Genomic DNA, 11,674 nt, shown 5'->3' on the forward strand with positions numbered 1-11,674 from the left:
TTCCTTCACCGACCCGGACGGATTCGTGTGGGAGACCACGGCCGCCTGAGATCGGACACCGGCACCACGCGGGCAACCCGACCGTATCGACGGGCTGCGATGTGCCATCCCGCGATCGCAGCTCGCGCCCGGCATGAGCTGGAGCTTCCGTCAGGCACATCTGTGCCCGATGGCCCGAAAGGTCAGCGCGACAACACGATACCGTCAAACCGCTGGTCATACGACCGGAAGAGCCTGCACCGCAACGGAGTTGACCGGCATCCAAGGGTGCATGGCAGACGTCCTGGAGGTCAGGCCATGGCGGGTCGGTTATGGCCTGTTCCGGCGCCAGACCTCGTAGACAGCCACGACGAAGCCGCTGGCCCCCGCAAGGACTGCTACACCAGCATTGCCGACGGTCACGAGAATGATCGCGGTGGCCGCGATCAGGGTCAGCGCGATCAGGTCGATGGCCCAGTGCCCGGTCCGCCGCTCCGATTTTCCGGGGATGATTTCGGCGGGTCGTTTGGTTACTCTCATTGTGTTCCGTTGTTCAGGTTTCGCGACATGGACATTCGGATGCTCAGTCGCCCTCGCCTGTCCTAGCAGGCGGGGGCGCACTTGTTTCCGAACCCGCGAGTACTCAGAACTACCTGAAGCACAATGGCGCGCCCGGGAACTTTTTCGTCAGAGCACGAGATCATCCAGGAGGGCCGCGCGAGAATTTCTGAAAGCAATCCATTTGCAAACTTCGAAAAGAATCTCCACGCAGGAAAGTTCCACAACCCCCGCCCCCCACTGACGCGAGAACCCTGCAGGCCAGGTCCACAATAAGCGACCGGCCAGTACTTCGGGTCAGGGGTGTGGCCACGAGCGACCCCTTCCGATTTCCTGAATTCGATCATGGAGCGCAGGGCCCTTGACGTATTCTCTAGAAAGTCGAGAGGTATGGACCGTATGGGCTGCGATCCTCACCGCCGATAAAGCCCTGCTTCGGTTGCCCAGCCTGCCAACTCCGGCGCGTCGAGACCCGTAATTTGTTACGGGTTCAGGTCACGAAGAAAACAACCTTCTGCTTGTTGTCACGGGCTCAGGTCAGCAGAACCCATAGACTATTGGCATGGCTAGCGGTCGTGGGGATAGTAACGACAGCGTGGGCGCCCGGATACGCCGGTCGCGCAAGGCGAAGAACCTCAGCCAGGCCGAGCTAGGCGCACTGGTTGGCCGGTCGGAGTCATGGATCGAGAAGATCGAGAACAGTCGGCTGACCCTCGAGAAGTTCTCGCTGATCGACAGACTCGCCGAAGTCCTCAACATTGATGTCGCCTGGCTGCTCGGGCAGCCGTACCAACCGGGCGAGCCCGCGCACAACGCCGGGCACAGCGCCGTCCCCGAGCTGCGAACGGCGTTGCGCCGCACCAGTTTGATCCTGTCCGGGCACCCACGCATACACGCCGTCGGTGTACCCCAACCGCTGTCCGCGTTGCGCGACAGTGTGGACCGAGTGACCCGTCGCCGCCAGGCCGCCAACCTCCTCGAAGTGATGCTGGCGCTGCCAGAACTCGTCGAAGCCCTCAACACCCGAGCCCTCGACACCGCAGGCAGTCCCCACCGGGACGTGGTGTATGGGCTCATCGTCGAAACCGGCCACATCGCGCGCATGGCGCTCAACCAGCTCGGCTACCACGACCTGGCATGGACCGCCGTCGAGAACGCGGCCATCGGAGCCGCCATAGTCGATGACCCGCTCCTCAAGGCGTGCTCGGCATGGGACAGATGTGGCGTGCTGCTGCACACCGGGTCACCATCGGAAGTCTTCACCGTCGCCGAAGCCGCGATGAACGACCTGGCCGATCAGCTCAAAGCGCCTACCCCACAGGTCTTGTCGCTCTACGGTGCGCTCAACCTGCGTTGCGCGGTCGCCGCTTCACGCCGCCACGACGCCGGCACCGCAGCCCAGCATCTGGGCGAGGCCGAGCGCGTCGCCGCCCGATTGGGTATGGACCGCAACGATTTCCAGACCGTTTTCGGTCCCGGCAATGTCGCCATCCACGCGGCCGAGATCGCTGTCGAACTCGACCGACCAGACGTCGCGCTGGACCGCGAAGGCCATTTCGACCTGGAGGCCGTGCCGTCCAAGGAGCGCCATACCAGCCACCGCATAGATCTGGCCCGCGCCTACAGCCAACTCCGGCAGGACGCCACCGCGGTAGCGACGCTGCACCAGGCCGCCGAGATCGCTCCGCACTACGTCTATAACCACCCCATAGCCCGCGGCCTTGTCGAACACCTGCTGCACCGCGCCCAACCCACCGCGTTCGACGCCGGGCTGGCCAGCCTCGAACGCGCAATGGGCCTCAGCTGAGCGCAAGCAGCTGTCATGGCGTGCCAAGCAATACAATGGGGTACGGCCTATCCGTTGTTTTCGCGCCAGAACTACGGCGACCCGCTACGGGCAGCGGTGCGGAACAAGTAGCGAGCGGGTTCGTTGCAGCACTGCTTCAGCCCCAGCGGCCAATTCGCGCATGCCGGTCTTGATCGCAGCCCGGATAGTCCGCTGAATCTGATGCGGCAAACGGTGCCGCTCTGCTGCCGCGATAGCTTCTGCAAAGGCGTCGGCAGCGGCACTGGGCTCACTGATCGCAACAAGCACCTCGCCTGTCGTCACTCGTTCGATGATGCGCCACTGCGGGGCGGAAGGTGTTCCTACCGTGGTGTCCAGGAGTCGACCGGCTTCGACGACACGTCCCGTTCCAAGCAGGCCGCGGAGTTCGATTTCACGCAAGGTGAACGGCTGGAACAGCAAGCCGCTACCTGTATTTCGCTCTAACAATTGCCGATAATGTTGCAGGGAAGCGTCAAAACGTACACTGTCGCCGAGTTCACCGGTCGCACGACACAGGAACGCAAGGGTCGAGCCCTGGTCTGCGGGCTCCATCGATAGCTCTAGTGACTGCGTCAGTCGGGCGACTGCGGCGCTGACGTGGCCTGCTTTGCGTAGCTCGTTGCCGTGCATGCGGAGGGTGTGAGCGTAGAACGCTGGGTCTTCGAGGTGAGCGGCCACCTTGACCGCCTGACCGGTCCAGCGGGCGGCCGATGATAGGCGTTCTTCGGGCAGGACCGTCCCGAGTGAGACGCCGAGTGCAACCCGAGCTTGTGCGAGCAGGATGAGGCTATCTCGTTCCATCCGACCCTCTGCTGCCCTGGCTTCTAACCGAGCGACCAGGGGCCACAGCTCGTTGACGGCTTCGACGGCGTGGCCGGATTTGCGGGCGATCTCAGCGAGTCGCACTGTGCTGTCGCCGAATTGGAGCATGGCCCGGTATTCTGCGTCGTCTGTGCCGGTCACACCGAGTACGTGGGCGGGCAGCCCCAACCGCGCCGCGATGTGTCGGCGTGAAGCCAAGTCGGTAATTGCGCGGCGGCCGGTTTCGAGCATCGATACATATGACTTGTCGTAGCCGAGTAGTTCGGCCAATGCGATTTGGTTGAGTCCGTTGATGCGTCGGTAGGTGCGAAGGATCGTCGGTAGGTCGCGGGTCGCTATCGCGGTCGCTGCCTCGGGTGCGGCCCATAACCAAATGGCGGACGCGATGGGGCAGCGCGGACGACGGTCCGGCTCGTAGCACTGGTGTTTTCGGCACAGGTGGGACACACGGGCTCGCTCGCGTAGCGGCTGATGGTGACGCCGCATGCCTGGCACCTGTCGCCGCTAATCGTGTCCCCCTTTAGACGTTCTCCGCTGCCCGGAGTTGAGCGAACCAAGTCATGATGGATCGCTTGTAGCCGTCTGGCATGTTCAAGCCAGCTATCTCGTCTGCACGAAACAGCCCGACCTCTTTGTGCTCGTGTGACAAAACCGGTTCGGCGTCGGTGTCCGGATAGCAGCCGTACGTCACGATGAACACATGCTTCTCGACCGAGTTGATGTAGTAAATCCATGAGTCGAGAATCGGCCCGGTGGTAACCGGCCACTGCGTCTCTTCGGTGATCTCGCGAGCTACACATTCTTCGGGCGTCTCGTCGGTTTCGATTCTGCCGCCCGGCAGTTCCCACTCTTCGCGCTCGTTCTTCAGCAGCAATACCCGACCGTCACGAACAACCACGCCTTTAACTGATATCGAGTACATGTGCGGCACGTAACCGGAGGCAGTCATACCGCGACGCTAGCATCGGCCATCGCCTAGAGGCCGGTGGTTGACGTTGACAGTCTGTCAGTGGACGCGCCAGCAACCCACAGCGCACGGTTGAGCCCATGTTGTTTGACTTGCAGCAGGATTGGGCGGCAGGGGTGGCGGCAAGGCTCGCTGCAGACGGGTTTGCCCGCTTCGACAGAATTAGCACCCGAGCCCAGCTCGTGACGCTCGGAGCGTCGCTGGGTCGCATAGTCGCGCACCGCGACAGCGACGATGACGGCGTGACAACGCTCCAAGACCGGGGTGGCCTCGCCAAGAAGATCGGCTACGAGGGATTCAGCACGGGTGCCCTCCCGCCCCACACCGACCGATCGGGGGTGACAGAACCACCTGCGCTACTGCTTGTCGTCTGCGGGCGCAAGAGCAGTTCGGGCGGTGAGTGCGTCGCGATCGACGGATGCGGCGTATACGCCGATCTCGCGATGAACGACCCGGAAGCCGCACACGCGCTAGCTATGCCTCGCACAGCGCTTTTCGGTGGCGCCGCCGGATATCCAGGCTCGATCTTCGAGCATGCCCAGGGAGGCCGGATACGGGTCCGATACCGCAATAACGGACTAGTCAAGTACTCGCCGGAGATCACCCGCTTCTTGCCCGTGCTCACTGTCGCGATCAAACGACACATCATGCGCTTCGCCCTCGAACCGGGACAGGGGTACGTGCTGCACAACCATCGTTGGCTGCATGGCCGGACGGCGTTTACCGGTAATCGAGTCATGTACCGGCTGAGCTTGGACCCCCACCCTGAGTTCGCGATTCCGTCCGGATTCGCGAGGCCGGACGTGCCGGTGGTGGTTACCGGATGAACGTCGACTTCGACACGGTCCGCGTGACCGTGCGCTTCGAGAACGGCTCCGACGACCCGAACGCTTACCCGTACTACGACCACTGTGGTTTCGACCCCGGCCCGCTCAGCGTCGAGCAGGCGCACCGGCTTTCGCAGATTCACTTGCATAGCGATTCTGTGCAGTGCAGGCAGAAGCAAGCCGCGCTGTCTGCATTAGAAACGGCCGGGCTGCTGCACCGCGCCTCACGATCATGTGTGTGGTCATGAACGGGCCGCTCGGACGACTCCCGTGGCGCGGCCGACTCGAGCCAGCGGAGTTCGCGCGGGTCGAAGGAGGCAAGCCGGGCCGACCTGGAAACCATGGCGCGCATCGCGGCTGAGCTGCGGACAGAGGCCGGTTTGCCCCGTCAGCAGGCCGAGATAGACGGCGTGATCGCTCGGTATAGGGCCGCGCACCCAGAGACTGTGAGAGGGGGTGCGAGTGCCATACGTGACGGACCGCAGGGACCGGACGCCGGTCCCGGACGCGAGGGCGACCACGCGGCCACTGAGGAGGACTAACGATAAGGCTGACGCTTGCATCGGCGGAGAGTTCGACCGGAGGCGCGGGAGGGAGGCAAACCTACCTCTTCTAGCGCGCCGGGTAGCGGCGGTCGATCACATCGAACATGTTGGGCTGGCCCGCTTTGTAGAGCTCACGGTCGATCAGCTTCAGTGGTTCCCACAGCGGCATGGTGAACCGGGGCTGGATGTGTGTGGGCGTCTGCACCGAATCCGAGGCGTGCAAGATGGCGTTGGCGGCGAGTCGGCCGCCCTCGTTGGCGCCCTCCATGCAGGCCACGTTTATTTGCGTTTTGATCCAGTCGCCGGCGAGGAACAGGTTGTCGATGGCGGTGTATGCCTCGGGACGGTCTACCCAGGAGCCGGCGTTCTGGATGAAGATCGAGTCGTCGTAGTCGACGTCCGCGGTGCCCGCGGCGGTGAGCGCGGGGTCGATCATCCAGGAGTGCAGCATGTCGTCGGTCAATTGCGTTTCGCCGTCGTCGTTCACGTGGGCTTTGATCTGCGCCCAGGTCTCCCTGGCGATTTCCTCGGGTGAGCACTGTTTGGCGGTCTTGCGGTTGAAGGTGCCGGGTTCGTCCCATTCGGAAATGATCGCGGACAGCACGTCGTGGACAGTGCCGTCGCTGTAGGCCGTCAGTGGCTTGCGCCAGAACTGGGCCTCGCTGATAGAGGTGAGGCCCCATGGTGCGTCGTTGTAGCCGACGTGACCGTTGGCAAGATCGACGCGCTTGCGCAGGAAGAACTGGATGCCGACCATCCAGGCGGCCTGGAGTTCGCGAATGCGGCCCAGGCTGGGATCGGCCGCGAGCATGTCCTCCGACAACACATTCGGGAACTTGTCGAGCGGGATCGCCGACAGGTAGTAGTCGGCCTCGACCGGATGCCTGCTGCCGCCCCGATCGGTCACGATGGCCGAAACGATGTGCGCGCCGTCGGTGTCGAAACTCGAAAGTTGCTGCCCCAGTTGGAAAGTCACCCCGATCGAGCGTAAGTAGTCGATCCACGGGTTGATCCAGGTTTCGGTCGTCGGACCGTTGAGCACCCGGTCGTTGCCCCTGCCGTCATTGTTGTTGTTGAGATTCAACAGCGACCACACGTACTCCTCGCCGACCAGCCCGATCGAATGTGCGCTGCAGTTGGCCGATTTCGTCGCGACGAGTTCGCGGATGAAGCCGTCGCCCAGGAAGCGGTTGTACTCGGGTGAGGAGTTGTCCAGCCGTGCGAAGTCGGTCCAGGTCATCCATTCCCATTGGCCGAGTTTGCGTTCGGTGCTGCTGGAGACGTAGACGGCCAGCCGCTCCGCCGCGAAGACCGCCTCGTGCGGCGGTAACCGGAACAACGTCTCGAATACCGAGGCCACCGAGTCGATGAAACCCTTGGGTGTCATCGGGAACTGCGAGAACGGCAGTGGGAAGGGCAGCGGGACGGTGAGGTTGTGTCGATTCATCCCGGCGACCATCGCCGCGTTCAATCGGACCAGATTGTCGAAAGTACCGTTTGCGTTGCCGGGGAATGGAATTCGGCGCATCGTGTCCGGCAGGTTGTGATAGAAGCCGAAGAAGCTGCGGAATCCGTGTTCGCCGGGGAGTCCGCTCGGGTCGGCGTAGATGCTGCGGGTCTTGCCGCCGACGGCGTCCAGCTTCTCGTACACGGTGACCGCGAAACCACGTTCGGCGAGTTCGTGCGCGGCGGTGAGACCCGCGGGGCCCGCGCCGAATATCGCGACCGATCGGCCCGGCACGGCGCTCGCGCGGCGACCGGTGGGCGCCAACGTCATTGCCGCCGCGACGCCACCGGCGAACCCGGCGGCCTTGATGAATGTTCGTCGCGACTGCGACGGGAACTGCATGCCTCGCACTGTGAATCTCCCGACCTCGGCCCACAACGTCGACGTTGCGCCGCACGCTCCGGGCGCCTCTGCCTCGATGGAGCGAAATGTTAACAGTGATTCTCGTAGGAGACGGTCGAATTCCCGGATGCGTCAGACGCGCGCAATACAGTGCAGATAGACCAAGATCAAGAGATCCAAGTGTCGACGAAGGTAGTCATATGTTTATGACAATTCCTTGCTGGATCACGGGCACAGCGCATGAGTCAGCATCCCGACCGTGTCGGGCTCGGACTCCGGCGAACCGGTGAACGCGAGCGTCACCGCCCGCCCCTCCGGCGTCGCACCGGAGATCGTGAGGAATCCGTATATTCCGCCGGTGTGCCCGACATACTCCGCACCACACGGCAAGCGCGTCGACCCGATGCCGAGCCCGTACTCCATGCCCAGTTCAGAGCCCATGGGTACACCGGCACGCATCTCGGCCAACTGGGCCGCGGGCACCACCCGTCCCGCCAGCAACTCCGAGTAGAAACGATTCAGATCCGCGCCAGTGGACACCATCGCGCCAGCGGCCCACGGCACCGAGGGCTCGATCCGCGTCACATCGGTCATCACACCGTCGACGGTGGCGTAACCCTTCGGATGCGGCCCTCGGATATCCCGCTCACCGGCGCCGGGGAGATAGGTGTCCTTCAGCGCGAGCGGCTGCAGGATGCGCCGATTCAGCTCATCGGCATACGGTGCGCCGGTGACGCGTTCGACCAGCATGCCCGCGACGATGTAGTTGGAGTTGCTGTACTGCCACTGCGTGCCGGGCGCGAACACCGCGGGCCTGGTCAGCACGCTCGCGATTTCCTGCTCGGGAGTCACGGTGCGGTTCTGCAACGCGATCTGATACTCATCGATCCCCGGGTCGGCGGTCAATTCCGGCAAACCGCTCTGGTGCCGCAGGATGTGACGCACGGTAATGACCTTGCCGTCGATCCCGTCGCCGACCAGCAGGCCGGGTAGATAGGTGTCGATCGGCTCGTCGAGCCGAATCTTGCCCTCCGCCACCAATTGCATCGCCACCGCGCCGATGAAGGATTTGCTGATGCTGCCGACCCGCACCTGTTGTGGCGGGTCGGCGGGTATCGGCGCGCGGGTATCGCGGTCGGCGACCCCACTGGTCAGCACTACTGAGGTGCCGTTCTCGGTGACAGTGGCGATCGCACCCGCGATACCGGATTCCACCACGCGGTCGATATCGGCCTGTACGGCCCGCTTCCGACTGTCGGACACTCCCGGCGCGGTCGGCTTCGGGTCCGATGAGCATCCGACGAGCAGAGCAACCGCGGACGTAGCCACAACGATCGGAACAAGACGCATACCTCAACGCTAAGATTCGCGGCCCCACGGCACATCCGGGCCGAACCCCGAGATTCACCTGACTTCACGTCAGCCTCGAGGATGAGCTTGCATTGGAGCGCACTCCAGCTTCGGCTACGGCGACATCCTGTCCCGTCCCGGCCTGACGCTGCCGCAACGACAGCTGGCCACCGTCTCCGCGCTCGCTGCCATGGGCAATGCCGCGCCGCAACTGCGCTTCCACATCGACGGCGCGCTGAATGTCGGCTGCACGCGCGAGGAGATCGTGGAGACCCTCATCCACGTCAGCGTCTACGCGGGTTTCCCGGCCGCTCAACGGATTGTTCGCGGCTCGTGAAGTTTTCGATGCCCGCACCGACATTCCCGCACATACCGCCGCCCTCAACGCAATCGCCGTGGCTCGCAAGGTCTTCGCCGACCGCGCCACGAGCTGATAATCGAGCCGCAGGAACGGTGTTGTTCGGCGTCCTACTTCTCGGCGGCGCGCCGGAAGCAGTAGGCCGATGAGGCCAGGTACTGGCGGCAGCGGGCGCCGTGGCCCGCGTGGACAGTGAGGATGAAACGGGCTCTGTCGTAGGTGAGGCCTACCGGTTCCTGTGCGCAATCGCGGCTCTGCACGAGCCACAATTCCTTGATATCCGAGCGCAGTACGTCCATCGTTCACCTCCGTGAAAAGTAAATGCACCCGACACCGAGGAGCGCCGCCGGAACCGCGCTCGACTCGGCTGGATCGGACCGAGTCGGGACCGTGCGCCGGGTTCCGGAAAGCGGGCGCACCGAAAGGGGTTTGGGCATAACCCCCGGTGCCGGGTGCCGACTAAGCGTGCGCGTTGCGATTCGGCGTATAACAGTCCCGAAAGAGGTAAATGCGAGTAATTTCCGATTGAATCAACCTGGTACAAGGGAGCGGGACCTATGGTTGAAGTCGACTGGACGGGCGACGATGTACGTGCCCTTCGTGCGGCGATGAAGCGAAGCCGCTATGAGTTCGCGCGCCTGGTGGGCGTCACCCCGCGCACCGTGGTCTTGTGGGAAAACGGCCGGACAACCCGGATGCACGACGCAAGCAGGCGCCTGCTCGACGGGGTGCTGTCGGAAGCCGATTCAGTTGTCGTCGCGCGATTCGAGCGTGCGATCACCGCGGGCCGCACGGTGGCCGACGAGACCGAAGATACGAGCGCGGCGCTCGTTCGGAACATCAAGCTCGGTAGGGAAACTGGGCTCGACAAGGAAGTCGAGGATGAGGACGTGAGACGGCGGGAACTATTAGCCTGCATGGGCGCGGGCTTGGCGGGACGTGCGGCGGACCTCGTGGCGAACGAGCCCGAGAAGATGCTGGCCACACTCGATGCCGGGTCGATCAGCGAGCGCAGGCTCGGGCTACTGGAGGAGTCGGCCGAGACACTCGGCACCCGGGTGGTCCAGGTGCCGCCGTACGAGTTGCTGCACACCAGCCTCGACCAATTCCGCACCGTGCGTGGCTGTCTCGCCGAACGGCAGGCGACCCACCACCAGATTCGGCTGGTCCGCACGGCAGGCAGACTGGCCAACGTTGTCGGCGAGATCCTCTTCAACGAGGGACATTTCGGCCAGGCACGACTGTGGTACACGACGGCCATCCATGCCGCGCAGGACATCGGCGACCGCTATTCGGAAGACATCGCATTGGCGGGCTTGACATATTTACCTACCTATAGCGATAAACCGAAGGAAGTTTTACATCTACTCGCCCCGCGTCTCGCAGAAAATCCTGGACATGGTCCGGCCGTCGCCTGGCTGTGGGGAATGGCGGCACGCGCACATGCCAGTCTCGGCGACGCCGGCCAATTCGCCTATTGCATAAACAAATCCTCCGCCGCGCTCGACGGCGTCGCTCCCGCAGACCTGCCGGTCGGAATTTTTTCCTTTCGCCCGGAAAAACTCGCCTTTTATCAGGCCATCGGATATTCCCGGCTCGGCCGTGCCGAGGAAACCGCGAGCGCCGCGGCCCGCGCCATTTCGCTGTATGACCCGCAGGAGACGATGGAGCCCGCCCTGGTCCAGTTCGAACACGCGACGGCACTGCTCAGTTCCGGTGAGGTCGACGAGGCGTGTGCGATTGCCACCAGCGCGATCACGAACGGCCACACCTACGTCGGCCTCACGGTCACCAAGCGCGCCAAGCAGTTCGACTCATCGCTGACCGGCCAGCACGGCCGGGCGGTGTCCGAATGGCGCGAACAGGCTCGGCTGGTCTGCGATTCCGCGCGGACGAGAGCGTGACGGGTCGCTGAGCGTCACACGGCGCTCAGGTCGTTGAGCATCACCACGCTGCGGCGCTGAGCGTCACACGACGCTGCGAGCGTCGCGCTGCCGCTTGCCCTGCATGACGCCGGCCAGCCAGGCGCCGACCGGCCTCGTCGACTTCGTGTTCGGCATCATCTCGGCGAAAGGCGCACGTGCTCTGCCGACTTCGGCGGCATCGGCGATGTACGCGGATACCGAACTGGCATGGCCCGCCGCCACAGCATATTCGGCGGTGGCGACCAGTTCCTCGGGGAGTGTCAAGGTGATTCGGCGGGTTGTCATGTCTTCTATCATCCTCGCTTGGGATGACTATGCACGCGTGATCTACCGATCGGCGTGGTGATGTAGGCGGGGCGCGCCAGCCGGCAAGGGGATGTGGCCGGCGCGCCCCGCGTATTCAGTTGGTCTCGGGGCGCATGGCCGCGATCAGGGAGTTGGGACGCATGTCCAGCCAGTGGGATTCGACGTATTCGAGGCAGGCGGCACGGGGGGCGGCGCCGTAGGCGATGGTCCAGCCGCCGGGGACGGCGGCGAAGATCGGCCACATGGAGTGTTCGCCTTCCTCGTTGATCAGGACGTAGAACTGGGCGTCATCGTCGTCGAACGGGTTGTTCATGGTGGACCTTCCTGATGGAAACGGGGAATGGGGCGGCAATGCGGTCG

General features: G+C 63.8%; 13 protein-coding genes. 5 read left to right on the forward strand and 8 right to left on the reverse strand.

Features of this window, described 5'->3' with window-relative positions; genetic code table 11:
* Window positions 1-309 precede the first annotated feature (309 nt).
* Entirely contained in the window at window positions 310-519 is a 210-nt protein-coding gene (locus ACFQZZ_RS26390; RefSeq protein ID WP_378686196.1) for a hypothetical protein, read from the reverse strand.
* A 580-nt stretch (window positions 520-1,099) separates the two neighbouring features.
* On the opposite strand from ACFQZZ_RS26390, the gene ACFQZZ_RS26395 reads away from it, so the two are divergent.
* On the forward strand, window positions 1,100-2,344 hold the full coding sequence (locus ACFQZZ_RS26395) for a helix-turn-helix domain-containing protein (protein WP_378686197.1): 1,245 nt from the start codon (window positions 1,100-1,102) through the stop codon (window positions 2,342-2,344).
* A gap of 84 nt (window positions 2,345-2,428) precedes the next feature.
* Here the strand turns inward: ACFQZZ_RS26395 and ACFQZZ_RS26400 are convergent, their stop codons facing one another.
* A complete protein-coding gene (locus tag ACFQZZ_RS26400; RefSeq protein ID WP_378686199.1) occupies window positions 2,429-3,457 on the reverse strand; it encodes an XRE family transcriptional regulator in 1,029 nt (342 codons plus the stop codon).
* Window positions 3,458-3,707: 250 nt separating this feature from the next.
* Complete coding sequence (locus ACFQZZ_RS26405; protein ID WP_378686201.1) at window positions 3,708-4,136, reverse strand: NUDIX domain-containing protein; 429 nt, start codon at window positions 4,134-4,136, stop codon at window positions 3,708-3,710.
* A 98-nt stretch (window positions 4,137-4,234) separates the two neighbouring features.
* Between ACFQZZ_RS26405 and ACFQZZ_RS26410 the strand changes: the two genes are divergently transcribed.
* Together ACFQZZ_RS26410 and ACFQZZ_RS26415 are read left to right on the forward strand one after the other, a co-directional pair.
* Window positions 4,235-4,981 (forward strand): TauD/TfdA family dioxygenase, encoded by a 747-nt coding sequence (locus tag ACFQZZ_RS26410; RefSeq protein ID WP_378686202.1) that lies wholly within the window; start codon window positions 4,235-4,237, stop codon window positions 4,979-4,981.
* Window positions 4,978-5,229, forward strand: coding sequence for a hypothetical protein (locus tag ACFQZZ_RS26415; RefSeq protein WP_378686204.1), 252 nt, complete (start codon window positions 4,978-4,980; stop codon window positions 5,227-5,229). The genes ACFQZZ_RS26410 and ACFQZZ_RS26415 overlap by 4 nt, the downstream gene beginning before the upstream one ends.
* Before the next feature lie 364 nt (window positions 5,230-5,593).
* Here the strand turns inward: ACFQZZ_RS26415 and ACFQZZ_RS26420 are convergent, their stop codons facing one another.
* A complete protein-coding gene (locus ACFQZZ_RS26420) occupies window positions 5,594-7,375 on the reverse strand; it encodes an FAD-dependent oxidoreductase (RefSeq protein WP_378686206.1) in 1,782 nt (593 codons plus the stop codon).
* 225 nt (window positions 7,376-7,600) lie between these two features.
* Window positions 7,601-8,725 (reverse strand): serine hydrolase domain-containing protein, encoded by a 1,125-nt coding sequence (locus tag ACFQZZ_RS26425; RefSeq protein WP_378686208.1) that lies wholly within the window; start codon window positions 8,723-8,725, stop codon window positions 7,601-7,603.
* A 163-nt stretch (window positions 8,726-8,888) separates the two neighbouring features.
* Here ACFQZZ_RS26425 and ACFQZZ_RS26430 point away from each other — a divergent pair, with 163 nt between their 5' ends.
* Window positions 8,889-9,062, forward strand: coding sequence for a carboxymuconolactone decarboxylase family protein (locus ACFQZZ_RS26430; protein ID WP_378687095.1), 174 nt, complete (start codon window positions 8,889-8,891; stop codon window positions 9,060-9,062).
* A 131-nt stretch (window positions 9,063-9,193) separates the two neighbouring features.
* Here the strand turns inward: ACFQZZ_RS26430 and ACFQZZ_RS26435 are convergent, their stop codons facing one another.
* The gene (locus ACFQZZ_RS26435) at window positions 9,194-9,382 is read right to left on the reverse strand and encodes a hypothetical protein (RefSeq protein WP_378686209.1); all 189 of its coding nucleotides are present in this window, start codon (window positions 9,380-9,382) and stop codon (window positions 9,194-9,196) included.
* A 258-nt stretch (window positions 9,383-9,640) separates the two neighbouring features.
* On the opposite strand from ACFQZZ_RS26435, the gene ACFQZZ_RS26440 reads away from it, so the two are divergent.
* Window positions 9,641-10,987: a helix-turn-helix domain-containing protein gene (locus tag ACFQZZ_RS26440; RefSeq protein ID WP_378686211.1), complete on the forward strand. Its 1,347-nt coding sequence runs from the start codon at window positions 9,641-9,643 to the stop codon at window positions 10,985-10,987.
* A gap of 63 nt (window positions 10,988-11,050) precedes the next feature.
* Here the strand turns inward: ACFQZZ_RS26440 and ACFQZZ_RS26445 are convergent, their stop codons facing one another.
* Window positions 11,051-11,293, reverse strand: a complete 243-nt coding sequence (locus ACFQZZ_RS26445; protein WP_378686213.1) for a hypothetical protein — start codon at window positions 11,291-11,293, stop codon at window positions 11,051-11,053.
* Window positions 11,294-11,408: 115 nt separating this feature from the next.
* The gene (locus tag ACFQZZ_RS26450; protein ID WP_378686214.1) at window positions 11,409-11,627 is read right to left on the reverse strand and encodes an MbtH family protein; all 219 of its coding nucleotides are present in this window, start codon (window positions 11,625-11,627) and stop codon (window positions 11,409-11,411) included.
* Between the last annotated feature and the right edge of the window lie 47 nt (window positions 11,628-11,674).

The organism is Nocardia sp. GCM10030253, assembly GCF_042675075.1.
GTDB lineage: Bacteria > Actinomycetota > Actinomycetes > Mycobacteriales > Mycobacteriaceae > Nocardia.

What these genes read in the sequence shown, in the direction of transcription:
- ACFQZZ_RS26390 (WP_378686196.1), bottom strand. Translation starts at nt 519, where the DNA reads ATGAGAGTAACCAAACGACCCGCCGAAATCATCCCCGGAAAATCGGAG.
- ACFQZZ_RS26395 (WP_378686197.1), top strand. Translation starts at nt 1,100, where the DNA reads ATGGCTAGCGGTCGTGGGGATAGTAACGACAGCGTGGGCGCCCGGATA.
- ACFQZZ_RS26405 (WP_378686201.1), bottom strand. Translation starts at nt 4,136, where the DNA reads ATGACTGCCTCCGGTTACGTGCCGCACATGTACTCGATATCAGTTAAA.
- ACFQZZ_RS26410 (WP_378686202.1), top strand. Translation starts at nt 4,235, where the DNA reads ATGTTGTTTGACTTGCAGCAGGATTGGGCGGCAGGGGTGGCGGCAAGG.
- ACFQZZ_RS26415 (WP_378686204.1), top strand. Translation starts at nt 4,978, where the DNA reads ATGAACGTCGACTTCGACACGGTCCGCGTGACCGTGCGCTTCGAGAAC.
- ACFQZZ_RS26420 (WP_378686206.1), bottom strand. Translation starts at nt 7,375, where the DNA reads ATGCAGTTCCCGTCGCAGTCGCGACGAACATTCATCAAGGCCGCCGGG.
- ACFQZZ_RS26425 (WP_378686208.1), bottom strand. Translation starts at nt 8,725, where the DNA reads ATGCGTCTTGTTCCGATCGTTGTGGCTACGTCCGCGGTTGCTCTGCTC.
- ACFQZZ_RS26435 (WP_378686209.1), bottom strand. Translation starts at nt 9,382, where the DNA reads ATGGACGTACTGCGCTCGGATATCAAGGAATTGTGGCTCGTGCAGAGC.
- ACFQZZ_RS26440 (WP_378686211.1), top strand. Translation starts at nt 9,641, where the DNA reads ATGGTTGAAGTCGACTGGACGGGCGACGATGTACGTGCCCTTCGTGCG.
- ACFQZZ_RS26445 (WP_378686213.1), bottom strand. Translation starts at nt 11,293, where the DNA reads ATGACAACCCGCCGAATCACCTTGACACTCCCCGAGGAACTGGTCGCC.
- ACFQZZ_RS26450 (WP_378686214.1), bottom strand. Translation starts at nt 11,627, where the DNA reads ATGAACAACCCGTTCGACGACGATGACGCCCAGTTCTACGTCCTGATC.